A 26,518-nucleotide genomic window follows, 5' to 3' on the forward strand; every position below is an offset into this window, starting at 1 on the left:
GAAAGCAAATGGACGCACAAGCAATTATACGTTTGATTCAAACAGCTGATAAAAAAACACCGGTTAAAGTGTATTTAAATGTCACTGAACCAATTAAATTTGAAAAGTGTAAAGTATTTGGTCAGGGGAATAGCCAAATTATTTTCGGTGATTACCAAGAAATCGCACCAATCCTCGCAAAAGAATCCGCTAAAATCATTGAGATCGAAATAGAAGAAACAGCTAGAAATAGTGCCATACCTCTGCTTGATTTAAAAGAAATCAATGCTCGGATCGAGCCAGGAGCAATTATTCGGGATCAAGTAACGATCGGTGATCATGCGGTCATCATGATGGGAGCGATCATCAATATCGGTGCGGAGATTGGGGAAAACTCGATGATCGACATGGGGGCAATCTTAGGCGGAAGAGCGATTGTCGGCAAAAATTGTCACATTGGTGCGGGTGCAGTGTTGGCGGGTGTGATCGAACCGGCTTCCGCTCAACCAGTGGTGGTTGAAGACGGTGTCTTGGTTGGTGCGAATGCTGTCATTGTTGAAGGTGTCCGTATTGGCAAAAATGCAGTCGTGGCGGCTGGAGCAGTTGTTTTAGAAGATGTAGCCGCTGATACCGTAGTGGGTGGAACGCCTGCCCGAGTATTAAAAATTAAAGACGAACAAACGAGGGAAAACACCGCATTGATCGCTGCATTACGGGAATTATAGAGAGGATGAAAAAGATGCGCAAAATAGATACCTGTATCGTTGGAGCAACTGGTTTAGTTGGTCAAACGATGTTGAACGTGTTAGCAGAATATGATTTTCCAGTAGGTCGTTTGAAATTATTAGCATCCAAGCGTTCAGCTGGAAAAATCTGTGTGTTTAAGGGAAAAGAATACACAGTAGAAGAATTAACAAAGACATCATTTGACGGGTATGATTTAGCGCTTTTTTCAGCCGGAGCAGAAATTTCACTTGAATTTGCGCCACTTGCTAGAGAACATGGGTTGGTCGTCATTGATAATTCTTCTGCTTGGCGAGAAGATGCGTCGATTCCGTTGATCGTTCCAGAAGTCAATCTAGCAGATCATGAAATGAACCGATTGATTGCCAATCCAAACTGTTCCACGATCCAAGCCGTTTTACCATTAAAGGCATTGCAACAGACATTTGGTGTCAACCGCGTGAACTACTCCACCTATCAAGCGGTCTCTGGTTCGGGGCAACAAGGGCTAACTGATCTTCACGCCACTCAAAAAGGGCAGGAACCTTCGCTTTATCCGTATGATATCAGTCAAACAGTCATCCCCGAAATTGATGCACCGTTGGTTGATGGGTATACGAAAGAAGAACACAAAATGATGGCTGAGACAAGGAAAATCCTGCATTTGCCTAACTTACCTGTCTCGGCTACTTGTGTACGTGTCCCCATCGAAGTTGGTCATGGTGTTTTAATCGCAGTCCAGTTGGCGCAGCCATTTTCACTTGCAGCAGTCCGTCAATGTCTACAACATTTTCCGGGAATAACAGTCGTGGATGATTTGCCCAACCATAGTTATCCGACCAGTATCCTTGCTAAAGGAACAGATGAGGTATACGTCGGCAGACTCCGGCATGATCCTACATTGGAAAATGGGCTGTTGCTGTATACCGTAGCGGATAATATCCGTAAAGGCGCAGCTGCGAATGCTGTACAAATCGCCTCTGCATTGTTATCACCAATCAGGGAGGTGATCCAATGAAAGTCGCAAAATTTGGTGGCTCATCGATGGCTCATGAAGAACAATTCAAAAAGGTAAAATCTATTATTTTAGCTGCCTCTGAACGAAGTGTGATCGTTGTTTCCGCTTTAGGAAAACGAACAAAAGAAGATGACAAAGTCACGGATCTCTTGTATTTGATCCATGCCTATCTTCATCATGGAGTCGACTGGACACCTTTGTGGGAAAGGATCTGTGAACGATTCATTCAAGTGAGAGATGTCTTGTCGTTGACTTTTCCGATTGAAGATGAATTGTTAGAGATCCAAAAAAAATTACAGCGAGAAAAAGTCTCACAGGATTTTTTGGTCAGTCGGGGAGAATATCTCACTGCGAAGTTATTAGCTGAATATGTTGGTTATACGTTTATAGATGCGAAAGAACTGATTTTCTTTGATTATACGGGTGAGATCGATGAAGAACGGACGAAACAAGCAATAATAACTATTTATCAAGAAACAGGCCCACTAGTAGTCCCAGGATTCTATGGTGCTAATCCAGTTGGAAAAGAAAAATTGATGGGGCGAGGTGGGAGCGACATCACTGGCGCAATCTTAGCCAAACTATTGAATGCCGACTGTTATGAGAATTGGACGGATGTTTCTGGGATTATGATGGCTGATCCACGAATCATTGACACGCCAAAAATCATCAAAGAAATTTCATTTAGAGAATTACGAGAGATGGCGTATATGGGGGCAAATGTTCTCCATGAATCAGCTATTTTCCCAGTACAAGAAGCAGGTATCCCGATTCAAATAAAAAATACGAACGATCCAGAGGCGCAAGGCACTAGAATTTCCAGCAAAGAAGTCGAAAAAGAAAATGGCTTAACAGGGATTGCTGGAAAAAAAGATTTTCTTTCGCTAACACTATTTAAACGACATATGTCTGATGAAATCGGGTTTATTTGGAAAGCAATGAGTGTCTTTGCGAATCATGGTATCTCGATCGAACACATTCCTTCGGGGATCGACAATATTGGAGTAGTCGTTTCAGCAGAAGCCATTGCAGATCAATTATTTTTGATTACCAAAGAGTTAAAAGAAAATTTGGGTGTCGAGGAAGTCGAAATTATCGAGAATCTGGCATTGATCTCAGTTGTTGGCGGACCACATAAAGAACTGATTGGACTTTCTGGCAAAGTCTTATCCATCTTAAATCAACTAGAGATTCGGACATCGATCTTATCCCAAGGGGCACAAGAATTAAACTTGATCATTGTGGTAAAAAATGAAGAATATGAAACAGTCGTTAAAGGGCTCTATGAAGGGATGGTGAATGTCGATGTTAGCAAAACATCGCATGGCGTTACATCAAATTCCTGAAATCGGCTTTCATGAATTTAAAACCAAAGCGTATTTGCATGAACAAATCAAGGATCTTGGGGGAGTCCTGCATGAAATCGGCGAGACTGGTTTATTGCTTTATTTTGATCATCAACAAAACGAAACGATTGCTTTTCGGACAGATATTGACGCCTTACCGATCCAAGAAGAAACAAATCTTCCCTTTGCTTCTACTCATGAAGGGATGATGCATGCGTGTGGTCACGATGGACATATGGCAATGTTATTAGGGTTAACGGAATATATCGCAGATCATAAAGAACAGTTAATGTACAACGTTGTTCTGATTTTTCAACCTTCGGAAGAAATATCTGGCGGAGCGGAAAGTGTTATTCAAACAGGTTTGTTAGAGGACTATCAAGTCCAAGCCATTTTCGGGTTTCATTTATGGCCAGGTCTTCCCAAAGGCGAGATCTATTCACGATCGGGCGCCTTTATGGCACAAAGTAGTGAGACAGATATCATTGTCAAAGGGAGATCTGCCCATATTGCCTCTAGTGAACAAGGGATCGACAGTATCCGAGGAGCCATTGGTTTTATGGATGAAGTATACGAGTTGGAACAATCTTTACCTAAAGAATGGCGACGTTTAATAAAGTTTGGACAGATCACTGGTGGTACGATTCGAAATGTTTTAGCAAATGAAGTGACTATCTCAGGCAGCATCCGTTCTTATGATCAGCAAATCCAAGATTCGATCAAAGCACAACTGGCTGATTTAGCAGAGAAATTTCAAAAAAATTCGCAGGTATCGATCCAATTCCGTTATAATGATGGATATCCAGCGGTCATCAATGATCCTCACTTATATACAGCCTTGAAGCAATCAGAAAAATTACATGAGCTTGAACAACCGGTCTTGCAAGCAGAGGATTTCGGTGTTTATACCCAGAAGTATCCATGTGTTTTTTTCTTTCTCGGTGTCGGTGATACACCAGCACTTCATGATGCACGATTTGATTTTGATATGGCTGTGTTAGAAAAGGGTGTCGCTTGGTATCAAACGATCCTTCATACAAAAGGACTTTTGCTAAAAAAGGATCAGTGACAAAGAAGTGATAAAAAGGAGAAAACCACATGAATTTAACCAATCGTTTTAATCACAGGCTTGCAAAAATAGCAGTGTCACAAATCAGAAGTCTTGACCAACAAATTTCTGCTATCCCCGATGTCATCAAGTTAACCTTAGGAGAGCCTGATTTTCCAACACCCGAACATGTTAAACAGGCGGGGATCACTGCTATTGAAGAAAATTATTCCCATTATACGGGGATGAGGGGACTACCCGAACTTTGTGAAGCTGCTTGTTTATTTCAAAAAGAACGTTATGGGTTGGTATACGATCCTCAAACTGAAGTACTAACGACAGTTGGTGCCACAGAAGCAATCGCTGCTTCTTTACTAGCGATTTTAGAAGAAGGCGACAAAGTATTGATTCCTGCGCCTGCTTATCCTGGCTATCAGCCGATAGTGGATCTTGCTGGAGCGGAATTGATCACGATCGATACGTCAGAAACAGGCTTTATTTGCCAACCAGAACAGTTAGAAGCAGCCTTTGCTACTTATGGCGACTCGATCAAAGCAATTATCTTGAACTATCCAAGCAATCCAACAGGAACACTGTTAACTTCAGAACAAATGGCAAAATTAGCTGAAGTCATCAAACAACGATCGGTCTTCGTGATCAGCGATGAAGTCTATGCAGAGTTGAATTATGTCGGAGACCATGTTTCGCCAGCGTCTTATCTTCCGGAGCAAACAATTGTGATTAGCGGTTTATCCAAATCTCATGCGATGACCGGCTGGCGGATCGGCTTTATTTTTGCTCAAAAATATGTGATTGATGAAATCATCAAAGTCCATCAATATTTAGTCACTTCAGCCACTACGATGGCTCAAAAAGCTGCGGTTGAGGCACTTACTACCGGAATGTATGATGGGGAAAAAATGAAAGAACAGTATGCGAAGAGAAGAGATTATCTTTTAGGTCAATTAAGTGAGTTAGGGTTTGAAGTCATACCACCTGATGGCGCCTTTTACCTGTTTTGTAAACTGCCAAAAGAAGTTACCCTAAATTCTTGGGAGTATTGCTTACAGTTAGCAGAACAAGGCAGAGTCGCCTGTATCCCTGGCTCAGCTTTTGGTCCAGAGGGTGAAGGCTATATTCGGATTTCTTATGCAAGTAGTTTGGCAGAACTTACGGAAGCTTGCCAACGGATTCGCCTTTTTTTAGCTGATATGTAATCAAAAAAAATGAAAAGCTACGTTCATTTTATGGAACGAAGTTTTTCATTTTTTGTTTACTTTGTTGATTGAAAGAGGAACATTTGTCATTTTTCTTTTTTAATGGTGTACATTTTTTAGTTTTATTTGGCATAACGAAAGATTATGATCCAATTTAAGGTGCTTAAAATATATACTGGATAATCTGATCAATTTTAGCCATATCTTGTAAAGGTAAATTTTCGACCTTTTTGAGTTTTCTTTCCTTGAAATCAAGTGATTTTAATTGAGAAATAAGTACTTGTCCCTTTGTATCTAAATCTTTGGGAAGCGAATAGCGTGTCGGTAGATTTTTTATAGTAGAAGTAATTGGACAGATTATTGCAAACATTGTTGTGCAATTAAATTCATAAAGAGATACAACCAATCCTGGTCTTTTCTTTTTGAATTTCTTTGCCTGTGGATGGATCAAAATCGATCCAAACAATATCCCCTTTTTTAGGAATATAATTTCTAGCTTTAGGCACTATAAAATTTCTCTCCCTTTAGGAGTTAAGTCTTTCCATTCATCTTTTTCGTAATACTCAGCTTCTTGTCCAGCACTAAATGGATCTTCGATTTTAGGAACTAATGTGATTGTCCCATCTTCAGAGTAGACAACAATATATTCTTGATTTTCTGAAGGTTTTTTACCATTGTCAGACGGTAGAGTAATTACTACAGAACCACCTTGTAATCTAGATTTTGTAATGAGCACATATACCACCTCTTTACTCTTATAGTACTATACAACATTAAGTAACGAAAATTTTTTCCTATATTTATTTGTAAATGTTAAGTGTCCTGAAACGATCTTTTTTGTACAATTATTATTTTTGGTATGTTTTTTTGTTTTTTTTCTAATTTCATGGTTGAGGAGGTCTATAGTACCAACTAACTTTATTAGTATGAAAAATGTCTTTTACATAAATTTTACAAGTTAAGTCAAGTGATATAATTGACAAATAATAGCATAACCGTTTTATTTTTCTGTACGGTTATTTCTTATAAAAAATATTGCCATCTAAAAAAAGTTGATAAACATTTAAGTCAAAAACTTAATAGAGAAAGTCTTATTTTTTCTGTCCAATATTTGGGCATTTCTTTTGATTTATAAAAAATCGAGTGTTATGTTTGAATTGTTTAGAGTTATTCTAAATAATTGAACAAGGAGGTTTCATCAATGGAGAAAACAAAGGTTATTATTGTCGGCGCATCTCATGGCGGACATCAATCGATTTTAGAATTGCTATCTAGATATGGTGAAAATGTCGATATCACCTTATTTGAAGCAGGGGATTATGTTTCGTTCATGTCATGTGGCATGGAATTATATTTAGAGGACCAAGTGACAGATGTTAATGATGTACGAAATTTCAGACCAGAAAACTTTCCACAACCCAATGTTCACATTTTAAACAATCATGAAGTAAAAGCGATTCATGCAGACCAAAAGACAGTAACGGTGACTAGTATCTTAGATAAGAGTACCAAAGAGTATGAATATGATAAATTGATCTTAAGCTCAGGAGTAAAACCAAATTCATTGCCAGTACCAGGAACAGATTTAGAGAACGTTTATTTGATGCGTGGGTACGATTGGGCTACTAGAATCAAAGATAAATTAACTGATCCAGCGATCAAAAATGTAGCTGTTATCGGTGCAGGCTATATCGGGATCGAAGCCGCTGAAGCTTTTCAAAAAGCAGGGAAAGAAGTGACGTTATTAGACGTGATTGATCGACCATTAGGCACTTATTTAGATCCGGAAATGACGGATATTTTAACCGAACATTTAAAAGAAAAGGGTATCAAAGTCGTGACGGGTGCGAAAATCACTGCTTTCACTGGTGAACAACAAGTCGCTGCGATTCAAACAGCAGATGAAGAAATCGCGACAGATCTTGTGATTCAAGCAGCTGGAGTCAAAGCGAATACGGAATGGCTAAAAGGAGTCGTAGATTTAGATGATCGTGGTTGGATCGTTACCGATGAATATTTGCAAACCAATTTACCTGATGTGTATGCAGTAGGGGATGCAACCCTTGCTTATTCGATACCTGCCCGCTCAAAAATGCCGATTGCACTAGCAACAGTGGCAAGAAGAGAAGCACGATATGTAGTCAAACATCTATTTGAGGATACACCAAGCCAACCATTTGGAGGCGTTGTAGGTTCTTCGGCATTAAGTGTTTTTGATTATCACTTTGCAGCTAGTGGTTTGAATAGTTTTACAGCAGGAAAAGCAGGCGTAGCCATTCGCACAGCTTATTATGAAGATACTATTCGTCCTAAATATGTACCTGAAGAATATGGGAACACGAAAGTTTCAATCCAATTATTCTTTGACCCAATGACACATCAAGTCCTTGGCGGAGCTGTTTTATCTACTTATGATGTGACTGCTCAAGGCAATGTACTAGCGCTAGCGATCCAACAAAAACTGACGATCGAAGATTTAGCAGAAGCTGACTTTTTCTTCCAACCAGGTTTTGATCGCCAATGGAATATGATCAATCTAGCCGCGCAACAAGCATTGGGAGAAGAACCATTTGTAGAATAAAATCAAACAATTAGAGACATTCATTAGACATGTTGTATTTTACGTAAAATATAAATGAACCGCCTGAAACACTTCAATTGTTTCAGGCGGTTTTTGTTATTTTTTTGTGTTAATAACTTTTCGCCACTGTTTTACAGTTGGAATTAGTAAGATGCACCATTCATGTTTAAACTACTCTTTTTACATCCGTTTTTTTCGGAAATAATCAGGTGTTTTTCCGGTTTCTTTTTGGAAAAGTTTGAAAATCGAAGGGACACTTTTATAGCCGATTTTTAAGGCAATCGTACTTAAACTATCGTTTGTTTCTAGCATGAGTCGCTTTGCTTCAGATAAGCGTTTTTGATCGATCAACTCTTGGAAACTACTACCGGTTTTATTTTTTAACAAGTTGCTTAAATAGTTTTTGTTATAGCCAAAAGTTTCTCCTAATTGCTGTAAGGTGATTTCTGCATAGTGATCATTGATATAATCTAAGATTTGAATCAGCGGCTCATTACGAATCGTTTTTTTATTCGTGATAATCACTGGTGCTTGGGCGCTTTCTACCATCAGTGAAGAAAATAATAAATTCAGCAAAAGTTGCTTATGCACAGACTCTTTTTGATAAGTGGTCATCATCAGACTTTTAATTAGCTGATACGCTAAGGGACTCATTGATAAGTCTAGGAGGATATAACTAGTATGTTCAGTAGGCGAACGAGTTGCTTGAAAGAAAAAATCTGTGATTAGATTATTGGATTTTGGTAGATTAGGCAATAGAATATTTTGAATAGCTGGAATATCAAGGAGGAAATTGATCAAGATATCCTCTGCTCCTACATAATCGATTTGTTGGATAACCTTACTATCTAACAGAAGTAACTGTCCTTTTTCTAAATGAAAAACGTCACCGTTCAAACGCTGGGTGCACTGCCCATTGAATAAAAAATTCAACTCAATAAAATGATGGGTATGCGCGGGTGTGTAAGAAAATCTTGGATGTTTGTTAATTGCGATTGATCCAAACTCAAAGAACTTACTTTTAGGAATTTCTGGAACGATCGAACGATGATAGTTGAGGTTCATTGTATTAATATTTTTACCTGATTTTTTTTGCAATTTTTCGATTTCCGTTTCTTTGAATAACTCTGCGATCCATTTCTCCATGAACTTCACCTCTTGATGATTATCTTACCTTGCTATTAATGTAACACAACTTTTTAACCAAAAAACCTGTAGATTTGATATAAACATTCTGGATTTTGGAAATTGTTCCCCGAATATGAAAGCGGTTAATATGTAGAGGGAGAAAAAGCATAAGTGTTTAGGAAGTAAAACTTAAATCTTTTAGCTGTTGATTGATAACGACTGTTCCTGTTTTTTTCAAGTGATGGAAAGCGCAAAACGGAAAATTTTAACTTATTTTTGAGGAAGAGTGAGCTATCAAAATGACTAAACAAATGTGTTCATTTGGCTTAACTTTCGCTAGTTTGGGTGAGACGTACGGGGCTGTTTCATTTGTTATTAATCAATGTGTTCAAAAGGCTTAGACTATCAGTTATTGATAATGAGAAAAAAGAATCGTGCATGATTACCATTGCTACGATCCAAAACCAAGGAGTGTGGAAGATGAATAGTGAAAAACAAACAAGATGGTTATGGTACCCAGGAGATTTTGAAATCAGACAAGGATTATTACAAAATTTTTCAAGAGAAGAAAGAGGCTATGACTGGCCTGCTTATTGGAACGTTGATGATTGTCATAAAAATGTGAAATTCAAACGTTACTACGAACTGACAGAACCAACTTCTTTTATTGTTTATGCAACAGGGATTGGCTATGTGGAAGTGAATGGGAAAAAGTATCCACTTAAAGAAACAATCAATTGTCAGCCTGGAAAGAATAAAATCAGGATTTTTGTAGGCAACGCAACTGGATTACCCGCTGTCTTTGTCGAAGGAGAGGTTATCAAGAGTGATGTAGGTTGGCGAGCAAGTAACTTTATTGAAGAACTACCAGCTGGTTGGAGCTCACTTTATTTGGATAAAGCAAACGATCCAAATCATGTCTATTTTGAAAAAAAAGTGGTTACACCTGTTTCAATCAACGAACAGAATGATGGGGTATTGATTGATTATGGTCGTGCGGTTTACGGAACACTGGCGATCAAAAAAATGACACATGGGCAACCGATCATGATTTGCTATGGTGAATCTGCATCAGAAGCATTGGATGTGGAGATGTGCTATTACAAGGAAAAAGCAGCTACTGTTGAAACAATCCCAAGAAAGCGTGCTTTTCGGTATTTGTTTGTTCCAAATGTTGCGAAGGAAGAAATTGAGATCGAGGCGATCCATGAATCCCTTCCTTTAACCAATCATGCTGCTTTTTCTTCAGACAATGTCCTTTTAAACAAGATTTGGGAAGTTTCTGTGGAAACTTTTACCCTATGTAGCGGATTGTTCTTTATCGATGGGATCAAGCGAGATCGGTGGATCTGGTCAGGCGATGCTTACCAAAGCTATTTTATCAACCAATATCTCTTTTTCGATGAAGAAATCAATACCCGAACGATGTTAGCGCTTCGTGGGCAAAATGAAATCAAGCAACATATGAATACGATCGTTGACTACTCGATTTTATGGATCATCGCTGTTGAGAATCACTATTTAATGACGGGCGACACGGTTTTCTTGAAACAAATCTATCCTAAGATGAAGACGATGATGGACTATCTCCAAGCACAAACGAATGAACTTGGCTTTATTTATGGGCGAGAAAAAGATTGGTTGTTTATTGACTGGACGGAGATGGATCGAGAAGGAACCTTGGCAGCAGAACAAATTCTATTGCTTAAATCTTACCAAACGATGATGACTTGTGGAGCTGTTTTGGGTGAGGTAGATGACTACGAACAGAAGTATCAACAACTAAAAGAAAATGTCATGAGCTATTTCTGGGACGAAGAAAAGCAGGCATTTATTGATTCCTATGAATCGAAAAAGCGCCACGTAACTCGTCATGCCAATATCTTTGCCATTTTATTCGATTTAGTGGAACAAGAAAAGAAAGAACAGATTTTAACCCATGTATTGTTAAACCCTGAAATTACCCAGATCACGACACCTTATTTCAAATTTTTCGAGCAAGATGCTCTATGTAAAATGGGTCAAACAGACCAAGTGTATCAAATCATCTGTGATTACTGGGGCGGAATGGTTGAAAGAGGGGCAGTGACATTCTGGGAAGAATATATCCCTGAGGAAACGGGCGAACAAGTGTATGAAATGTATGGGGATCCTTTTGGCAAAAGCTTATGCCATGCTTGGGGAGCAAGCCCAATCTATCTATTAGGCAGATATTTCGCAGGTGTCCGACCACTTTCACCAGGATATCAAACTTTCGTCGTTGAACCTAATCTAGCTGCCTTTGAAAGTCTAAACATGCAAATACCAATCAAAAATGGACTTGTCACAATCAATAAAGAACAAGAACAGTTACGCATTTCAACGACACGAGAAGGAGGGATTCTCCGTATCAACCAGCAAGAGGTTCATTTAGAGCCAGGAAAAAATTATGATATCTCCCTTGAAACAACTAAGAGCAAACAACTGATTTGAAAAAGGAGAGGATTGGAATGCAACAAACACGAATCAGTGTAAAGGAAAAAATTGGTTTTGCTTTAACAAATCTCGGAAATATTCCAGTGATGACGTTGTTGAATACGTACCTTTTGATTTTTTATACCGACGTAATTGGCATTAATCCTGCTGTAGTTAGTACGCTTTTTCTAGTCTCCAGACTACTTGATGGTTTCAGTGATCCTTTATTAGGTTTTTTGATCGATCGTTTCCCAGTGACGCGCTTTGGGAAATATCGCCCGATTTTGGTGCTGGGAACAGTGATTTGTTGTATCAACTATTTACTTGTTTGGTTTGCGCCGTTACTTTTTACTAGTCAAAAAATCGTCGTTATCTATATTTCTTATATTTTGTTAGGTATCACTTTTGATTTAATGGATATCCCATTAAATAGTTTGATCCCAGTATTAACCAATCAAGAAGCCGATCGAAACATCTTGTCGTCCATAAAAGGCGTGGCGTATACAGTAGGACCTACTTGTTTGAATATTTTGGCACCGTTGATCCTTTCCGCTTACAATAATGGACTTTCTGGGTATACCTTGTTGATTATCGGAACGGTACTAGTCGTCTTGTTCTTCACGATTTTTGGTACATTAGCACTGAAAGAAAGAGGGAATGAAGAGCCCGCTGAATTATTGCAAGAACGCGGCTATTCTTATAAAGAAGCGCTTGCTATCTTAAAAATTCGACCAGTAATGACACTATTTATCAGCATGCTTTTTATTACCGCCGCAAGCAATATCTTTAGTGGATCGCTTTTGTATTATTTGAACTATATTTTGAATGACACAAAATTGCTAAGTTTCGCTAGTTTTTTAGGACTGTTTGGTGCTTTAGGAGCAGGTGTGTTGGTCCCTAGTTTATCTAAGCGATGGGGGAAGAAAAAAGTATATGTTGGCGCATTATCTTTACTCTGTTTAGCGATGATCGTGATGATCGGTGTGCATCAATCAAAAATGATTTTCTTAGGGGCTTATCTTGCTGTCCAAGTTGGCTTAGGGCTGACCAATACTTTGCAGTATAGTTTATCCGCTGATAACGTGGATCAAATAAAACACGAGTTGGGAATTGAAACAGCAGCGCTGATCGCTTCATTGAATTCTTTTATCATGAAATTTGCGATGGCGATTGGTGGAGCTATCCCAGGATTTGTTTTGAGCTATACAGGCTATGTAGCGAATCAGGCGCAATTATCTAGCGCATCATTTGGCATTATTTTCTCTACTTTTGTAGTACCACTTGTTTTTTACCTAATCACGCTCGGTGTTTTCCAAATCGGTTATCCAGCGAATTATTTATTTGTTACGACTAAGGAAAAACCTTCCATTGGTTGATTTGCTGCTTTTTCGTTCGTTAGACTGAAAGATAGTTACCTAATTACCTAAAAGATCCGGTTGCTATTGACGAAAAGCTAACTGAAAATGAAGAAAAAGGGGAGGATGCCAGTGTTTACCTTTGAGCAACTAAAAACATTTTTGATGGAAAATAACGAAATTGAATGTCGACAACAAATTGATGGTCAAAATATCAATGACCAACAGTTGCCCTATGAGACAGTCGCAGTACCTAAAATGCCCAAAAACCAATTTTTCAAAGAGGGTAATATCTTTATCAATAAACATCATCGTTACGCTGAAATGCCTGCACATACGCATGAATTTGTTGAATTTAACTATATGTTGTCTGGTTCATGTGTCCAATATGTCAACGATAAGAAAATTCACTTGAAAGAAGGTGAATTGCTGTTATTAGACAAAGAAATCGTTCAGCGTATCGATCCTTTAGGAGAGGAAGACCTTTTGATCAATATTTTATTGAAAGGGGAATCGATTACGACTGACATCGTGATCAATATGGTGAAGTCACGTGGATTGGTCAATGAATTTCTATTAAATGCTTCGCAGGAAAAAGGAAAACATGATGAATTTATCCATTTTCATTGTGGTGATAACTTAGAAGTGCAAGGGTTATTGCACAAAATGATTTTGGAATATTACAACAAACAAGACTATTATATGCGGGCACTGAATCTGAGATTGTCTTTACTATTGATCGAACTTACCCGTGATTTAGAAGAATATGTTACGCAACGTGAGAATCAGGAATTATTAGAGATTTTACGATATATCGATCTTCATTTTCGAAAACTGACACTGAAAAATCTAGCGAAACATTTTGGTTATAATGCAAATTATTTAAGTAATAAATTGAAAAAAGAAACAGGGAGTTCTTTCCAAGAATTGGTCAATTCTTTGCGGTATAAAACGATGATCGAGTTGATGAGAGAAACAAATAAAACTTTTGAAGAAATCTCGTATGAACTTGGTTTTGAAACTCTTGCTTCTTTGTATAAATTAGTCGGAAAATACACAGAACTGACACCTAAAGAACTCAAAGATAGTCTGTTAAAAAAATAGAATAGGCAGTTGTGATGCAACGAGTCCTTTTTCTCAGGTGATCTGTAAAAAGATTTGACCAATCATGAACTGGCAATGAAAAGCGAAGATTAACGAAAGCGTATTCCAAATGTATTGGACAAGTGTGAACCTTCTTTTCATTTCCTGAATGTTCGAAAAAGAATCGCTTGTTTGATTCGCTGAAGCATACGAATGTGATTTGGATAAAAAGAACACTTTTTTTGCTATAGTCCTGAGTAATTCATACGTTTACAATTCTAACTGTTCGAACTTATAAAACTTATTTTAAGGAGTGTTTTTTATGAAGAAACAACAGGCATCAACTACTACCACGGTCAAAGAGTATTCGCCTCTAGCTGTCGCTGCTGGAATTGGCTCCATGCTTGGATCTGGCTGTATTGTTGGACTCTCAGCGACGATTCCCGTTTGGCAAAAGGGACTAGAGCTGACAATTGGACAAGTCGGGATCGTTTCTGGCGGGCTAACTTTTGCAATCGCTTTCGGATCGCTGTTTACTGGACAGATATCAAAAGCATTTGGCTTGATCCGTTCATTTAATTGGATCAATTTGTTCTATGCGATCGGAGCTGCGGTCTGTATTCTAGCCACAAGTTTCCCAATGCTCTTATTAGGCGTGATTATCATGGGCGTAGCATCTGGAGCAGACTTACCATTAAGTTTGACCGTTGTTTCTCATGATGCACCTGATGAGCATACTTCTGCTCGTTTGATTTCTTCCACACAGATTTTTTGGCAAGTGGGGATATTCATTTCTTACATCTGTTCATTTCTTTTATCGGGAATCGAAGGTGTGTTAGGAGCAAGAATTGTTTTTGCCATCTTATTTACGTTTGCAGTGATCACTTGGTTATGGCGGACACTTTCACCTAAGTTTAGACAATTTCATGAAGCCGGAGCTGCTCGACAAGCAATGACCAAAGTGACAAGCGACTCGAAAGAAGTTTCTTTCAAGACAGTACTATTTGGGGAAAACAAACAAAAATACCTTGGCTTTTTCGCCGCTATCTTGATTTTTTATGTGTGTTGGAACCTTTTAGCGAATACTTGGGGACAATTTCAAACCTATGCTTTGACAAATGCCGGAGCTAGTCAAGCACAAGCTACAGGATTAGGGATCGGGTTGAATGTGATTTCTTTAGCAACAACGATTGCATTTGCCTCTGTTGCAGGTGGTAAATTTAGAAACAAAGCTTTCTTTATTGGGGCAGTCGTTCAATTTGGCGCAATGTTAGGTATGGCATTGATCGGTGGTGGTGCAGGATTTATTGCATTAGCGATCACAATTGCTTTTTATAATTTTGGGAATCCACTAGCCGGAGAAGCAATCTACAAAGTGTGGACACAAGAATCTTTCCCAGCAGAAACACGAGCTTCACTTCAAGGGTTCATCAATGGTTTTTCAAGAATGTGTTGTGGATTATTTGCTTTTGTTACCCCTTACTTAGTTGCTCCTGATCGTATCCAGACGTCTATGTTTGGCTTTGCGGGAATCGTTTTAGTAGCAACAATTGCTGGAGTGATCATGATGCGTCTACAGAAAAAATACCCAGTGATTGATCCCGTGGATAAAGAGCTGGCTGAAGGAGAAATGACTGCATCGTTCACCAAGTAAAGAAGAGGAGAAAGCAAGATGGCATTTACTTTTCAAATCAATCAAGATGTGCGTTGGAAGAAAGACGAGGCACTGCTAACCAAAGCACAACAACATGTACCAAATCTTCTGAAAACGAAGATCGAACCAGTAGCAATAACTGAAATCGTTGAAGACCCACATGGTTTGAATGGGTATTCAGCAATTAACAGTGACAAAGAAATCAAACAACTAGCTGATTATACTTTAAAAAGGGATGAAGCGATTATCTTAGATTTAGGGGATCATTATGTTGGGCATTTTAGTCTGTCCATTGACTCGGTTGGTTCGCCAATGGATGCGCCCTTATATTTACAACTGAAATTTGCGGAAGTACCCGCTGAACTTGCGGCAGATTCTAGTGTATATGATGGTTGGTTGTCAAAGTCTTGGATTCAAGAAGAATTTATCCATCTAGATGTTTTACCGGCACGTTTAGAATTACCAAGAAGATATAGCTGTCGTTATATTGAGCTAAAGGTGTTAGATACTTCACCCAAGTGGCAAGCTAGTTTTTCTGATCCGCTTTTTATCGCAGAAAGTTGTGTGTCACTCGACCAATTACCAAAGCCTGTGATTGCTGATGAAGAACTTGCTTCCATCTACCAAGTTTCTGTTAAAACATTATTTGATTGCATGCAAGAAGTCTTTGAAGATGGGCCCAAACGAGATCGCCGATTATGGATTGGTGATTTACGTTTACAAGCGTTAGCGAATTATGCGACTTTCGGTGATTTAGCTTTAACGAAACGTTGTCTTTATTTATTTGGTGGGATGACGACCAGTGAAGGGAAGATTCCAGCCAATGTTTTCACAGCCCCGCAATTGACACCAGATGATACGTTTTTATTCGACTATAGTTTGTTTTTTGCAGTGATCTTAGCTGATTTTTACCATCAGACGAAAGATTCAGTTGTCTTGCAGGATTTATATCCAGTAGCGAAAAAGCAGATGGAACTAGCACTGACATGTGTCGATGAAGAGGGACGCCTGAATTTGTTAGAAGAGTGGCCAGTATTTATCGACTGGTCGAATGAGTTTGAAAAGAGTACAGCAGGGCAAGCAGTGTTGATCTATGCGATGAAACGATTCAACCAGTTGGCAGAACAAGTGAAAGATCCACAACTGAGTCATTACCAAGAAACAACAGAGAAACTGATTGCGTTTGCGAAGCAACAATTATTTGATGAAGAACAAAAGCAGTTTATTATTGAAACAACCGGAGAAATCAATGTGGCGAGTCAAGTTTGGATGGTTTTAGCAGAGGTCTTTGATCAACCAATGAATCGAGAAATTTTGGAGACGATGATTGCGCATCATTTTCCAATCACAGGGATTGCTACACCTTATATGTATCATCATGTAGTCGAAGCGCTATTTGTAGCTGGACTTCAAGAAGAAGCTATCCAGTTAATGAAAAACTATTGGGGAAAAATGATTCAGCTGGGAGCAGACACTTTTTGGGAAGCTTTTAAACCAGAAGAACCAGATTTTTCTCCTTATGGCAGCCCGATCATCAGTAGTTATTGCCATGCGTGGAGCTGTACGCCAGCGTACTTGATCGAAAAATATCTAAATTGAAAAAGCAGTCAGTTACTTTACATTGTCAACTGAAAAAAAGACAGTTGGATCGTTAAGTAATGATTCACTGATTCATCCTAGACATAAGCAAAAAATCTCAAAACCATTTTTGCGGTTTTGAGATTTTTTGCTGTAGTATGAAACGGACGAGCAGTTTATCCGTATAATCAAAGGTTTATCGCTTACGAGAAGACTTGTACGTTTTTTGGGGGGAGTCCATGCGTTCCATATAATAGGATTAGGTGTTCCAATTATATGGCTTTGTTAGGATGTCGGTTCCTTTAGATGTAAAATATCTTCCCAAAAGTGAAAGTATTGATCGGTCAATTGGATTTCCACGATGTCCACCCAATGAATCAATTGCTCATCTAAGGAAAATCCTTTTTCTGTCATGTCTCGTTGGACAAATCCTCGATAAGAGTTGTTATCCTTACAGCGGACAATGATTTCTTGTTTGGCAATAAACGCAGTGATAGCGATCGTTTCAAAATGTTGATGGACTGTTTTCAAAAAATCACTTCTTTCTAGTTTAATGAAATAGGCATTTTATGCTGATCAATGGCAAAACGCTACTCTTCTTCAGGAAAACTTTGGTAAAATTCATCTTTGATCGGAACGATCTCTTCGTTAAGACTTCGGTTACTTAACGTTTCATGTTGTGTGACTGACTGGGGAAAATAGGAAACATCAAACCACTTATCTTCCTGTTTTATTTGAACATGTCGGACGTCACACCAGTGAACGGTCTGTTCTTCAAGGATAAAATAGTCGTGATAAGCTTCACCAGTAAAGAAACCCTCGATGCTTTCTAAGTAGCGGCCAAATTCATCCTTGGTATTTAATTGCAGACTTACTTTTTTATGGTAAAGAAAAGCCTCTAATAAAACACTATCCATTTCTTCTCGAGACATTTGTTCCAACGGACGAATCTCTTTCACTGCCCACGCTTCATTTTTTTTGATCCCAGTGACTAGCTCTTCCATAGCGAATGCGGTGCCCCATTTTAATCCGAATGGGCGATCTCGGTATTCATTGTAGTCGAGAAATTCTTTTTTTGTTCGACGCATAGCCCTCACCTTCAATACCGGCATGACCACCAGCGTGTCCGCCAACGAGTGAACTCCTTGCGATCGCACGGCCACCTTCTAATAAGCTATGGGCATGGACAATTGCACTGAACCCATATTTTTGGCGAATACGATCAACGACAAAATCGATTTTGGCATCGTTGACTTGTTCATCGGGATCTGCAAATAGATTCAATTGCAGACTGTCTGTGTAAATTAGTTTGGAGCAGTTGACACCGATACTGCGAATGTCTTGATGCTGGTAATGTTTACGAAAAAGATTCAATAAAATGAGACTGAGTTCATGACTAGAATTTGTCGGCTCAACTTTTAGTTGTTGATGAAATCCAGTTTTCCCTAGACGATCTCGATAACCTAAAGAGTAGCCCATCCACAAGCTAACAACTTGCGCTTTCGCATGTTCACGCCGCAGACGAGTTCCGACTTGATCAGCCATTTCTTTAAGAACGATTTCAAGTTCTTCACGCCTTGTATAATCACGATTCAAAATTTGACTATTCCCAATACTTTTTGATTTGGGGGTATAGTCTTCTCCCAAAAAGCTTCGATCAATTCCCCAAGCATGGGCAAAAAGCTGGGTGCCAATCACTCCAAATTTTTCTTTTAGTTGGTAATAATCCGCATGAGCTAAATCATGAACAGAATGAATCCCCAGTCGTTTGAGCCGTTTGGCTGTCCGATGACCAATTCCCCAAAAATCGGTGAGAGAAGGAATACGCCAAACGTTGTCTGCCACATCTGCATAGCGCCATTCGGCCTTTCGCTCTTTTCCTTTAGAACCGTTATCCAACGCTAACTTAGCTAGTAGTGGATTATCACCAATCCCAATAGTTGTATGGATTCCTGTTTGTTGGTAGACATCCTGATAGATGATTTCAGCTAGATCCCAAGCACTTTTGACTTTAAAAAGTTTCAAGCTGTTGGTGACATCAAGAAAGCTTTCATCGACAGAATAGACATGGTGATTCTCTTCATCCACGTACTTTTTATAAATAGCATTGATCTCGGTATTTTTTTTCATGTAGTAAGCCATTCGTGGAGGGACCATATAAAGATCGTCGGGATAGGGAAAGGGTAAATCTCTTGCTCGACTGATATTTGTAATATGATAGGCTTTTTTTGCGGCTGGACTGGCAGCTAAGATCAAGCCACTCCCACGTTCATCGGTTTTCCCTGACGGATAGGACATGACGACGAGTTTGGTTGTTAGAGGATCTAAATGACGTTCGGCACACTCAACAGAAGCATAAAACGACTTACAATCGATGCAAAGAATATCTCTCGAAGGTTCTTTTGTGTAATCAAAGACTGGATTTTGATTTCGAATCATATTCGTCACCTCTTCTTATTGATTAGAACACATGTTCGTGTTTTGTGTCAATGAAAAAAACGTGATGGAATGGGTAAAAAAAAGTGGGAAAGAAGATTGTTGTCTTTTTATCGTTTAGAGAAATGGGTAGTATCTGAAGCAAAATTAATTGAAAGAAAAAACAGCTGGATGACCTCATTAGTTAATAAAAAAAGTTATTTTATTTTTTGCTGATCAGAAAGTCATTAGGAAGTTTTACACTGAAAAAAGAATGAGCCTAGATATACTCATCATTAGAATGGTAAAAAAAGATTTGCTTTGAAATTATCGTGTAAAAGTGCACAAAATCGTTTATAATGAATCCGATCGAATGAGAACGATTCTCAATGAAGGAGGAAGTAAAATGAGAGAGATCGATTTTTCCAAAACATTATTTGAATTAGTTACTGAATATCCAGAAATCAAACAAATCATGGCAGAGCTAGGATTTAATGCCATCAACCAACCTGGGATGTTGCAAACTGCTGGTCGCTATATGACGATTCCTAAAGGGGCTCAAATGAAAAAAATCCCTTTAGAACAAATTGTTACGGCCTTTGAAACATCAGGATTTATTGTGAAAGGATTGGTAAAATGAAACCCACGAATCAACGACAAGAACGGATTGTTGAAATCCTGTCACTTTTACATAAAGGTGGTTCTTTTGAAGAAGCAAAACGATTGTTCAATGAAGAATTTGAGGGAGTCGATGTTACGGAAATCACTGCTGCAGAAAAAGCATTGATCCAAAGCGGTCTTGATCCATCAGAAATCCAAAAGTTATGTAATATCCATGCAGCTGTTTTTAAAGGAGCGATCAATGAGATCCATCATTCCAATTATGAACACGCACAACCAGGACACCCGATCCATACCTTAAAGTTAGAAAACCAAGTGTTGCAGTCGTTACTGACGGATGAAATTGACGGGTTATTGGCAAAAATGGCTAAAGGAGATTGGTCACAAAAGGAACGATTGCAACACGCTTTGACTGATTTATTGCAAATCGACAAGCACTATGCACGAAAAGAAACGTTGATCTTTTCTTATATGGAAAAATACGGAATCTCAGCCCCACCTAAAGTGATGTGGGGTGTAGATGATGATATCCGTGAAATGATCAAAGCGCTGAATGCTTATTTAGCTACAGACAAAGCGGCTTATAATCCGCTATCCGAAAAATGGGAAGCAGTAAAAACAGAAGTTGAAGAGATGATTTTTAAGGAAGAGGAGATCATGGTACCCATGACCTTAGATGTGTTTAGCCTTAAAGATTGGGAACAAATCGCTCATGACAGCTTTGATATCGGTTTTGCGTTTATCCCTGAACCACTTCCATGGAAGCCAAGCCAAGAATCACTCGAAAAAGAAAGCGAACGGGAACCAGCTCGTCAATTAGCCATTAAAAAAGCTAAAGAAACGACCGATGGTATTGCTGCTGGTCTTGGGATCGAAGAGTTTACGTCAGAGGCAATTCAAGACGAAACAGCACCTATGACTGATTTAGTTGTGCAATTTCCGACAGGAGCGTTACAGTTGGAGCAATTAGTTGCCTTGTTTCAAGTGTTGCCTGTGGATTTGACATTTGTTGATCATGAGGATCGGGTTCGTTTCTTCTCAGAAGGAAAGAAACGGGTCTTTCCAAGAACTACTTCTGTCATTGGTCGTGAAGTCGTCAACTGTCATCCACCAAAAAGCATGCATCTTGTCCAACAAATACTTGACGATTTCCGTACAGGAACAAGGGATTCAGCAGAATTTTGGATTGATATGAGAGGACGGAAAATTTATATTCGCTACTTTGCTTTAAAAAATGAGACAGGTGATTATCTTGGGTGCTTAGAAGTCACGCAAGATATTACTGAGATCCAAAAGTTAGACGGACAAAAACGATTGTAAGAGCGGGCAAATTTCAAAATAAAGAACAATTTCAGCTCACTTTTGGGCTCGTTTGATTATAGAAGTAGAAGCCGGACATGCTGTTGATACTTTTCTGTGGTATTTTCAGCATTCTCCTGCGACTATTTAGTGGGTAAATTGGAGTTTTTATCAGGTAAAAGCCCTTTTTTCATACCCTTTGATCATTTTATTCAAGAAATTGTTTGACTTCTTTCAAAAACATCTCTATACTTAAACTCAATCTTATATCAGTTTGGAGCGATTATTATGAAAATCACACATAGTTCACAACTGAATAATTATTACTTTAGCTATTTTAGATAAGTTTGTATTCATACGATTATGGGTGCAAACATCAGCGTTTGTTTGTATCTATGATGGCTAAGGATGTTTGAGATGACTTGCTCGCCGCATAGATGAAAAATCTATAGTGGCTTTTTTATTTGATTGATTCAGGGGCTCACTGTAGATGGATTTTCTACGGTGGGCTTTTTTTGTTACATAAAGGGGGAACTAAACGCATTCAAACAAGGTATAAGCAAAGTAACGATTGATTTGCAAGAATTTATGTAATCCAATCAAACAGCGAGGAAATCGATGAAGCGAAACACAAAATAAAAAACAAAGGGAGTTATTGTATGATTCTAATCATTAAACCAGGTATCCAAGAAAGTGAGTTAACACAAGTGATTGAACGTATTAAAGAAGAAGGGCTAGATGTACAGATCAACCATGGTAAAGATCGTTTTGTCTTAGGGCTTTTAGGAGATCCAAAGGTAATTCGGGATGTTCCGTTTGAACGCTACGATATCGTAGAACGTGCCGTACCGATTACCAATACGTACAAATTGACGTCACGAGAATTTCATCCTCAAGATACGATCGTTGATGTAGCTGGAGTGAAAATCGGTGATGGAAGTTTTGTGACAATGGCTGGTCCTTGTTCTGTCGAAGGGGAAGAACAAATCATGGAGACAGCACGAATGGCTAAGGCTGGTGGTGCTAAAATCTTACGTGGTGGTGCCTACAAACCAAGAACGTCACCATACGCTTTCCAAGGATTAGGTGAAGAAGGGTTGAAAATGATGCGTAAAGCTGCGGATCATTATGACTTGAAAGTGATTACCGAAGTGATGGATGAAGCGCATATCGATGTGGTCAGTGAATACGCAGATATCATTCAAATCGGCGCACGAAATATGCAAAATTTCCGTTTATTAGAAGCTGTAGGACGAACAGGAAAACCAATTGGCTTAAAACGTGGCATCTCAGGTACGATCGAAGAGTGGTTAAATGCCGCTGAATACATTGCAGTTCAAAACAATTCAAACATCATCTTCATTGAACGCGGAATCCGCACTTACGAAACAGCTACTAGAAATACATTCGATCTAAGTGCCGTACCACTGATCAAAAAATTAAGTCATTTCCCGATCATCGTTGACCCAAGTCATGGAACGGGTGTCTGGGACTTAGTGACACCAATGGCACGAGCAGGTGTTGCTAGTGGGGCAGATGGAATGATTGTAGAGATCCATCCTGATCCGATTCATGCTTGGTCTGATGGACAGCAGTCATTGAATGAGAAAAACTACCTGAAAATGATGAATGAAGTGGACATCTTAGTAGAAGCGATGAAGAAAATCAACGCTTTATAGAGAGGAGAAACACGGATGTTAGAAGTTGTCTTACCCGAAAAAAGCTATGAGATCATCATCCAGCGAAACGCACTAGATCAAGTCGCAGATTGGCTTTCCGGTTTATGGCAAGAAAAGAAAATTGCGATCATTAGTGATGAAAATGTCTTTCCGCTTTATGGTCAAAAGATACAACAACAATTAGCCGATCGGTATGAGGTTGTGAATTATGTTATTCCGGCTGGTGAAGAAAGTAAATCACTGTCGATGGCTGCTAAATTATATGATTTTCTAGCCACTGAACAATTGACGAGAAGTGATGGCATTATTGCTCTAGGTGGCGGTGTTGTAGGCGATTTAGCTGGTTTTGTGGCATCAACTTACATGAGAGGAATTTCTTTTGTACAGATTCCTACCTCCTTATTGGCACAAGTAGACTCAAGCATAGGTGGGAAAACAGCAGTCAATGCACCAAACGCCAAAAATATGATTGGCACATTTGCACAGCCAGATGGTGTGTTGATTGATCCAAAAACGCTGACGACATTACCAGTAAAAAGGATCCAAGAAGGAATTGCAGAAATCATCAAGTGTGGTGCGATCAAGGATGAAAGTCTTTGGAGAGAGTTAGCTCGTTTTATTGATGTAGCTGATTTAGTAGCACATAGCGAGCTAGTGATCGAAAAAGCTTTACGTGTAAAAAAAGAAGTGGTAGAAGAAGATCAATTTGATCAAGGCAGTCGTTTGTTCCTCAACTTTGGTCACACGATCGGACACGCTATCGAGCAAACAGCAGGATATGGACAGATTAGTCATGGAGAAGCAGTGGCGATCGGCATGGTACAAATCAGTCGGAATGCTGAAAAAAGGAAAGAAACACCTGAAGGAACGACGCAACAACTTATCAAGATGATCCAAAAGTATCAGTTGCCCATTTTTTACGAACCATGGGATGAACAGGCGTTGTTCCAGGCGATCACTCATGATAAAAAAGCCCGGGGAAAACAGTTGAAAATTATTTTATTAGAAAAAATTGGTCAGGCAAAAATCCAATCGATCCCAATCGAAGCAATCAAAAATTATTTAGAAGAAGGTGAGTAAATGCGTTACTTAACAGCAGGAGAATCACATGGGCCTAATTTGACAGCGATTATTGAAGGAGTTCCAGCAGGCTTAACCTTATCGATTGAGGGAATCAATCAAGAATTAGCTAGACGACAAGGTGGTTATGGTCGAGGTGGGCGCATGAAGATTGAAAAAGATCAAGTGACAATCACGTCGGGTATTCGTCACGGCAAAACATTAGGCTCACCGATCACAATGACTGTCACGAACAAAGATTGGAAGAACTGGCAAACGGTGATGTCAGTTACTCCAGTTTCTGAAAAAGAAGAAAATCTACGACGAGTGGCTAAACCAAGACCAGGTCATGCCGATTTAGTTGGTGGTATGAAGTATCAACACCATGATCTTAGAAATGTATTAGAGCGTTCTTCCGCAAGAGAAACGACGATGCGAGTAGCAATCGGGGCACTAGCAAAACAGATTTTAGCTGCTTTAGATATAGAGATTGCTAGTCATGTAGCGATCCTTGGAGGAATCAAAGCGAATGTGCCAGAGAATTTGACCGTGACAGAAATCAAAGAAAAGACGACTATCTCCGAAGTAAACATGGTAGATCTAATGATTGAAGAGGAAGTAAAAGCCTTGATCGATGCTACTAAAAAAGCCGGAGATACTTTGGGAGGTGTAGTGGAAGTTCGGGTCGAAAATGTGCCAGCAGGGTTAGGGAGCTATGTACAGTGGGATAAAAAATTAGACGGTAAGTTAGCTCAAGCGATGTTAAGCATCAATGCTTTTAAGGGAGTCGAATTTGGAATTGGGTTTGAAGCTGCTTCGTTACCAGGATCACAGGTGATGGATGAAATCACTTGGGACGAAAGCGGCTATCACCGAGCAAGTAATCATTTAGGTGGCTTTGAAGGTGGAATGACCAACGGAGAACAGATTATTGTTCGGGGCGTGATGAAACCAATTCCTACTTTATATAAACCTCTCATGAGCGTGAACATCGATACTAAAGAACCTTATAAAGCTAGTGTGGAACGTTCCGATAGTACGGCAGTTCCAGCAGCTTCAGTCGTCGCAGAGCATGTGATTGCGACCACTCTTGTTCGCGAGATACTTGAGCATTTTCCAGCAGATAATATGCAAGAATTAAAAAAAGCCGTTGCAAATCACCGCCAAATGACCAAAGAATTCTAATCGGAGGTAGCGATGAAAAAAAAGGTGTTTGTCATAGGATTGGGTCTGATTGGCGCTTCCTTATGCCGAGCGATCAAAGGGTCAGCAATTACCCTTTATGGCTGGGATCATTCAGAAGAAACAAGAGAAATAGCGGAAAAAACACAGTTAGTCGATCAGGTTGTCACAGGGATCGAGGCAGCTAGTCAAATGGATGTGATTATCCTTGCCGTTCCAGTTCAAGTCAGCCTGGAGTATCTCAACTGTTTGGCGACACTTCCCTTGAAAGAAACAGTATTAGTAAGTGATACCGGAAGTACGAAAGCGACGATAATGGCGCTAGCGAAGCAACTCCCATTTGATTTTATTGGTGGGCATCCGATGGCTGGTTCACATAAATCAGGAGTAAAAGCAGGCAATCCGTATTTATTTGAAGAAGCGTATTATATCGTAACGGATGACTGTCAAAGTGAACGTACAGAAGAACTGATCGCTTTACTAGGTCCTACTCGAGCAAAGTTTGTTCGCTTAACTGCCAAAGATCACGATGAGATCGTTGGGGTGCTAAGTCATTTGCCACATATTGTCGCTTCAGGATTAGTACAAATCAGTGAGCAGCTGAATCAAAAATATCCACGTGCCTCACAATTAGCCGCTGGCGGATTTCGGGATATCACACGGATTGCTTCATCAGATCCCCAAATGTGGACGGATATTTTAATGACGAACCAAGAAATGATGATTCAGTTGATGGAAGACTGGCAAGTCGCAATGGAATCGTTAAAACAGGAACTGATTGATCAAAATCAATCGGCAATTCAAGAGTTCTTTGTGCAGGCAAAACAAACACGGGATCAGTTGCCCCAGAAAAAACAAGGAGCGATTCCAGCTTTTTATGATTTATATGTCGATATTCCCGATATCGCTGGTGCTGTCGCAAAAGTTACTAACGTACTAAGTCAGGCAAATCTTTCCATTATTAATTTAAGCATCCAAGAAACAAGAGAAGATATTTTTGGTGTATTAGAGTTGTCTTTTAAAAATCAAGCGGATTTACTTAAAGGACAGAAGCTGATCGAAGCCGAAAAATTTCATTGTTGGATAAGGAGTTGAAGTC

General features: G+C 39.2%; 22 protein-coding genes and 1 pseudogene. 17 read left to right on the top strand and 6 right to left on the bottom strand.

Annotated elements, in window-relative coordinates; genetic code table 11:
- Positions 1 to 8 precede the first annotated feature (8 nt).
- Genes dapD through IGJ32_RS01700 form a run of 5 tightly spaced genes read left to right on the top strand, consistent with a single transcriptional unit; the run spans position 9 to position 5,331 of the window.
- Positions 9 to 704 carry a 2,3,4,5-tetrahydropyridine-2,6-dicarboxylate N-acetyltransferase gene (gene dapD, locus IGJ32_RS01680; RefSeq protein ID WP_034699414.1) on the top strand — a complete coding sequence of 232 codons (696 nt, stop codon included), beginning with the start codon at positions 9 to 11 and terminating at the stop codon, positions 702 to 704.
- A gap of 14 nt (positions 705 to 718) precedes the next feature.
- Entirely contained in the window at positions 719 to 1,720 is a 1,002-nt protein-coding gene (locus IGJ32_RS01685) for an aspartate-semialdehyde dehydrogenase (RefSeq protein WP_342081668.1), read from the top strand.
- Positions 1,717 to 3,066, top strand: a complete 1,350-nt coding sequence (locus tag IGJ32_RS01690; RefSeq protein ID WP_430610663.1) for an aspartate kinase — start codon at positions 1,717 to 1,719, stop codon at positions 3,064 to 3,066. The genes IGJ32_RS01685 and IGJ32_RS01690 overlap by 4 nt, the downstream gene beginning before the upstream one ends.
- A complete protein-coding gene (locus IGJ32_RS01695) occupies positions 3,026 to 4,135 on the top strand; it encodes a M20 family metallopeptidase (RefSeq protein ID WP_053765861.1) in 1,110 nt (369 codons plus the stop codon). The genes IGJ32_RS01690 and IGJ32_RS01695 overlap by 41 nt, the downstream gene beginning before the upstream one ends.
- A gap of 29 nt (positions 4,136 to 4,164) precedes the next feature.
- A complete protein-coding gene (locus tag IGJ32_RS01700) occupies positions 4,165 to 5,331 on the top strand; it encodes a pyridoxal phosphate-dependent aminotransferase (RefSeq protein ID WP_342081666.1) in 1,167 nt (388 codons plus the stop codon).
- Between the two features lie 163 nt (positions 5,332 to 5,494).
- Here IGJ32_RS01700 and IGJ32_RS01705 read toward each other — a convergent pair.
- Together IGJ32_RS01705 and mazE are read right to left on the bottom strand one after the other, a co-directional pair.
- Positions 5,495 to 5,837 (bottom strand): annotated as a pseudogene (locus IGJ32_RS01705) (type II toxin-antitoxin system PemK/MazF family toxin).
- Positions 5,837 to 6,067, bottom strand: coding sequence for a type II toxin-antitoxin system PemI/MazE family antitoxin (mazE, locus tag IGJ32_RS01710; protein WP_088745657.1), 231 nt, complete (start codon positions 6,065 to 6,067; stop codon positions 5,837 to 5,839). Before mazE ends, IGJ32_RS01705 begins: the two are co-directional and overlap by 1 nt.
- Positions 6,068 to 6,532: 465 nt before the next feature.
- On the opposite strand from mazE, the gene IGJ32_RS01715 reads away from it, so the two are divergent.
- A complete protein-coding gene (locus IGJ32_RS01715; RefSeq protein WP_010720192.1) occupies positions 6,533 to 7,912 on the top strand; it encodes an FAD-dependent oxidoreductase in 1,380 nt (459 codons plus the stop codon).
- Between the two features lie 180 nt (positions 7,913 to 8,092).
- Here IGJ32_RS01715 and IGJ32_RS01720 read toward each other — a convergent pair whose 3' ends face one another.
- Positions 8,093 to 9,058, bottom strand: a complete 966-nt coding sequence (locus IGJ32_RS01720; RefSeq protein WP_081127653.1) for an AraC family transcriptional regulator — start codon at positions 9,056 to 9,058, stop codon at positions 8,093 to 8,095.
- A 462-nt stretch (positions 9,059 to 9,520) separates the two neighbouring features.
- On the opposite strand from IGJ32_RS01720, the gene IGJ32_RS01725 reads away from it, so the two are divergent.
- The 5 genes from IGJ32_RS01725 to IGJ32_RS01745 all read left to right on the top strand — a co-directional run bounded on the left by IGJ32_RS01725 (position 9,521) and on the right by IGJ32_RS01745 (position 17,185).
- Positions 9,521 to 11,512, top strand: a complete 1,992-nt coding sequence (locus IGJ32_RS01725) for an amylo-alpha-1,6-glucosidase (RefSeq protein WP_342081664.1) — start codon at positions 9,521 to 9,523, stop codon at positions 11,510 to 11,512.
- A 17-nt stretch (positions 11,513 to 11,529) separates the two neighbouring features.
- A complete protein-coding gene (locus IGJ32_RS01730) occupies positions 11,530 to 12,870 on the top strand; it encodes an MFS transporter (protein WP_342081663.1) in 1,341 nt (446 codons plus the stop codon).
- Positions 12,871 to 12,981: 111 nt separating this feature from the next.
- Positions 12,982 to 13,953 carry an AraC family transcriptional regulator gene (locus IGJ32_RS01735; protein ID WP_088775604.1) on the top strand — a complete coding sequence of 324 codons (972 nt, stop codon included), beginning with the start codon at positions 12,982 to 12,984 and terminating at the stop codon, positions 13,951 to 13,953.
- A gap of 301 nt (positions 13,954 to 14,254) precedes the next feature.
- Positions 14,255 to 15,586 carry an MFS transporter gene (locus IGJ32_RS01740; RefSeq protein WP_207427843.1) on the top strand — a complete coding sequence of 444 codons (1,332 nt, stop codon included), beginning with the start codon at positions 14,255 to 14,257 and terminating at the stop codon, positions 15,584 to 15,586.
- 18 nt (positions 15,587 to 15,604) lie between these two features.
- A complete protein-coding gene (locus IGJ32_RS01745; RefSeq protein ID WP_342081662.1) occupies positions 15,605 to 17,185 on the top strand; it encodes an alpha-rhamnosidase in 1,581 nt (526 codons plus the stop codon).
- 264 nt (positions 17,186 to 17,449) lie between these two features.
- On the opposite strand, the gene IGJ32_RS01750 is transcribed toward IGJ32_RS01745, so the two are convergent.
- From IGJ32_RS01750 to IGJ32_RS01760, 3 genes are read right to left on the bottom strand one after another with little or no spacing between them, the layout of a single operon-like run.
- Positions 17,450 to 17,695: a hypothetical protein gene (locus tag IGJ32_RS01750; protein WP_034699443.1), complete on the bottom strand. Its 246-nt coding sequence runs from the start codon at positions 17,693 to 17,695 to the stop codon at positions 17,450 to 17,452.
- 59 nt (positions 17,696 to 17,754) lie between these two features.
- Positions 17,755 to 18,252 (bottom strand): hypothetical protein, encoded by a 498-nt coding sequence (locus tag IGJ32_RS01755; protein WP_053765838.1) that lies wholly within the window; start codon positions 18,250 to 18,252, stop codon positions 17,755 to 17,757.
- Positions 18,215 to 19,603, bottom strand: coding sequence for a Y-family DNA polymerase (locus IGJ32_RS01760; RefSeq protein WP_342081661.1), 1,389 nt, complete (start codon positions 19,601 to 19,603; stop codon positions 18,215 to 18,217). Before IGJ32_RS01760 ends, IGJ32_RS01755 begins: the two co-directional genes overlap by 38 nt.
- A 382-nt stretch (positions 19,604 to 19,985) precedes the next feature.
- Between IGJ32_RS01760 and IGJ32_RS01765 the strand changes: the two genes are divergently transcribed.
- The 6 genes from IGJ32_RS01765 to IGJ32_RS01790 all read left to right on the top strand — a co-directional run bounded on the left by IGJ32_RS01765 (position 19,986) and on the right by IGJ32_RS01790 (position 26,514).
- Entirely contained in the window at positions 19,986 to 20,219 is a 234-nt protein-coding gene (locus IGJ32_RS01765) for a DUF1858 domain-containing protein (protein WP_207427841.1), read from the top strand.
- A complete protein-coding gene (locus IGJ32_RS01770; protein WP_342081660.1) occupies positions 20,216 to 21,520 on the top strand; it encodes a DUF438 domain-containing protein in 1,305 nt (434 codons plus the stop codon). Before IGJ32_RS01765 ends, IGJ32_RS01770 begins: the two co-directional genes overlap by 4 nt.
- A 638-nt stretch (positions 21,521 to 22,158) precedes the next feature.
- Positions 22,159 to 23,178 (top strand): 3-deoxy-7-phosphoheptulonate synthase, encoded by a 1,020-nt coding sequence (gene aroF / locus IGJ32_RS01775; RefSeq protein WP_010738525.1) that lies wholly within the window; start codon positions 22,159 to 22,161, stop codon positions 23,176 to 23,178.
- Between the two features lie 15 nt (positions 23,179 to 23,193).
- Positions 23,194 to 24,258, top strand: a complete 1,065-nt coding sequence (gene aroB / locus IGJ32_RS01780) for a 3-dehydroquinate synthase (RefSeq protein WP_342081659.1) — start codon at positions 23,194 to 23,196, stop codon at positions 24,256 to 24,258.
- The gene (gene aroC / locus IGJ32_RS01785) at positions 24,259 to 25,422 is read left to right on the top strand and encodes a chorismate synthase (RefSeq protein ID WP_342081658.1); all 1,164 of its coding nucleotides are present in this window, start codon (positions 24,259 to 24,261) and stop codon (positions 25,420 to 25,422) included.
- Between the two features lie 12 nt (positions 25,423 to 25,434).
- Complete coding sequence (locus IGJ32_RS01790; protein WP_342081657.1) at positions 25,435 to 26,514, top strand: prephenate dehydrogenase; 1,080 nt, start codon at positions 25,435 to 25,437, stop codon at positions 26,512 to 26,514.
- The last annotated feature ends 4 nt before the right edge of the window (positions 26,515 to 26,518 follow it).

It is taken from the genome of Enterococcus sp. DIV1639a (genome assembly GCF_050530445.1).
GTDB classification, from domain to species: Bacteria; Bacillota; Bacilli; order Lactobacillales; family Enterococcaceae; genus Enterococcus_B; species Enterococcus_B hirae.

Bases quoted from the DNA above. Each gene is read 5' to 3' on its own strand.
- dapD (WP_034699414.1), top strand. From the start codon at position 9: ATGGACGCACAAGCAATTATACGTTTGATTCAAACAGCTGATAAAAAA.
- IGJ32_RS01685 (WP_342081668.1), top strand. From the start codon at position 719: ATGCGCAAAATAGATACCTGTATCGTTGGAGCAACTGGTTTAGTTGGT.
- IGJ32_RS01690 (WP_430610663.1), top strand. From the start codon at position 1,717: ATGAAAGTCGCAAAATTTGGTGGCTCATCGATGGCTCATGAAGAACAA.
- IGJ32_RS01695 (WP_053765861.1), top strand. From the start codon at position 3,026: ATGTTAGCAAAACATCGCATGGCGTTACATCAAATTCCTGAAATCGGC.
- IGJ32_RS01700 (WP_342081666.1), top strand. From the start codon at position 4,165: ATGAATTTAACCAATCGTTTTAATCACAGGCTTGCAAAAATAGCAGTG.
- IGJ32_RS01715 (WP_010720192.1), top strand. From the start codon at position 6,533: ATGGAGAAAACAAAGGTTATTATTGTCGGCGCATCTCATGGCGGACAT.
- IGJ32_RS01720 (WP_081127653.1), bottom strand. From the start codon at position 9,058: ATGGAGAAATGGATCGCAGAGTTATTCAAAGAAACGGAAATCGAAAAA.
- IGJ32_RS01725 (WP_342081664.1), top strand. From the start codon at position 9,521: ATGAATAGTGAAAAACAAACAAGATGGTTATGGTACCCAGGAGATTTT.
- IGJ32_RS01730 (WP_342081663.1), top strand. From the start codon at position 11,530: ATGCAACAAACACGAATCAGTGTAAAGGAAAAAATTGGTTTTGCTTTA.
- IGJ32_RS01740 (WP_207427843.1), top strand. From the start codon at position 14,255: ATGAAGAAACAACAGGCATCAACTACTACCACGGTCAAAGAGTATTCG.
- IGJ32_RS01745 (WP_342081662.1), top strand. From the start codon at position 15,605: ATGGCATTTACTTTTCAAATCAATCAAGATGTGCGTTGGAAGAAAGAC.
- IGJ32_RS01755 (WP_053765838.1), bottom strand. From the start codon at position 18,252: ATGCGTCGAACAAAAAAAGAATTTCTCGACTACAATGAATACCGAGAT.
- IGJ32_RS01760 (WP_342081661.1), bottom strand. From the start codon at position 19,603: ATGATTCGAAATCAAAATCCAGTCTTTGATTACACAAAAGAACCTTCG.
- IGJ32_RS01765 (WP_207427841.1), top strand. From the start codon at position 19,986: ATGAGAGAGATCGATTTTTCCAAAACATTATTTGAATTAGTTACTGAA.
- IGJ32_RS01770 (WP_342081660.1), top strand. From the start codon at position 20,216: ATGAAACCCACGAATCAACGACAAGAACGGATTGTTGAAATCCTGTCA.
- aroF (WP_010738525.1), top strand. From the start codon at position 22,159: ATGATTCTAATCATTAAACCAGGTATCCAAGAAAGTGAGTTAACACAA.
- aroB (WP_342081659.1), top strand. From the start codon at position 23,194: ATGTTAGAAGTTGTCTTACCCGAAAAAAGCTATGAGATCATCATCCAG.
- aroC (WP_342081658.1), top strand. From the start codon at position 24,259: ATGCGTTACTTAACAGCAGGAGAATCACATGGGCCTAATTTGACAGCG.
- IGJ32_RS01790 (WP_342081657.1), top strand. From the start codon at position 25,435: ATGAAAAAAAAGGTGTTTGTCATAGGATTGGGTCTGATTGGCGCTTCC.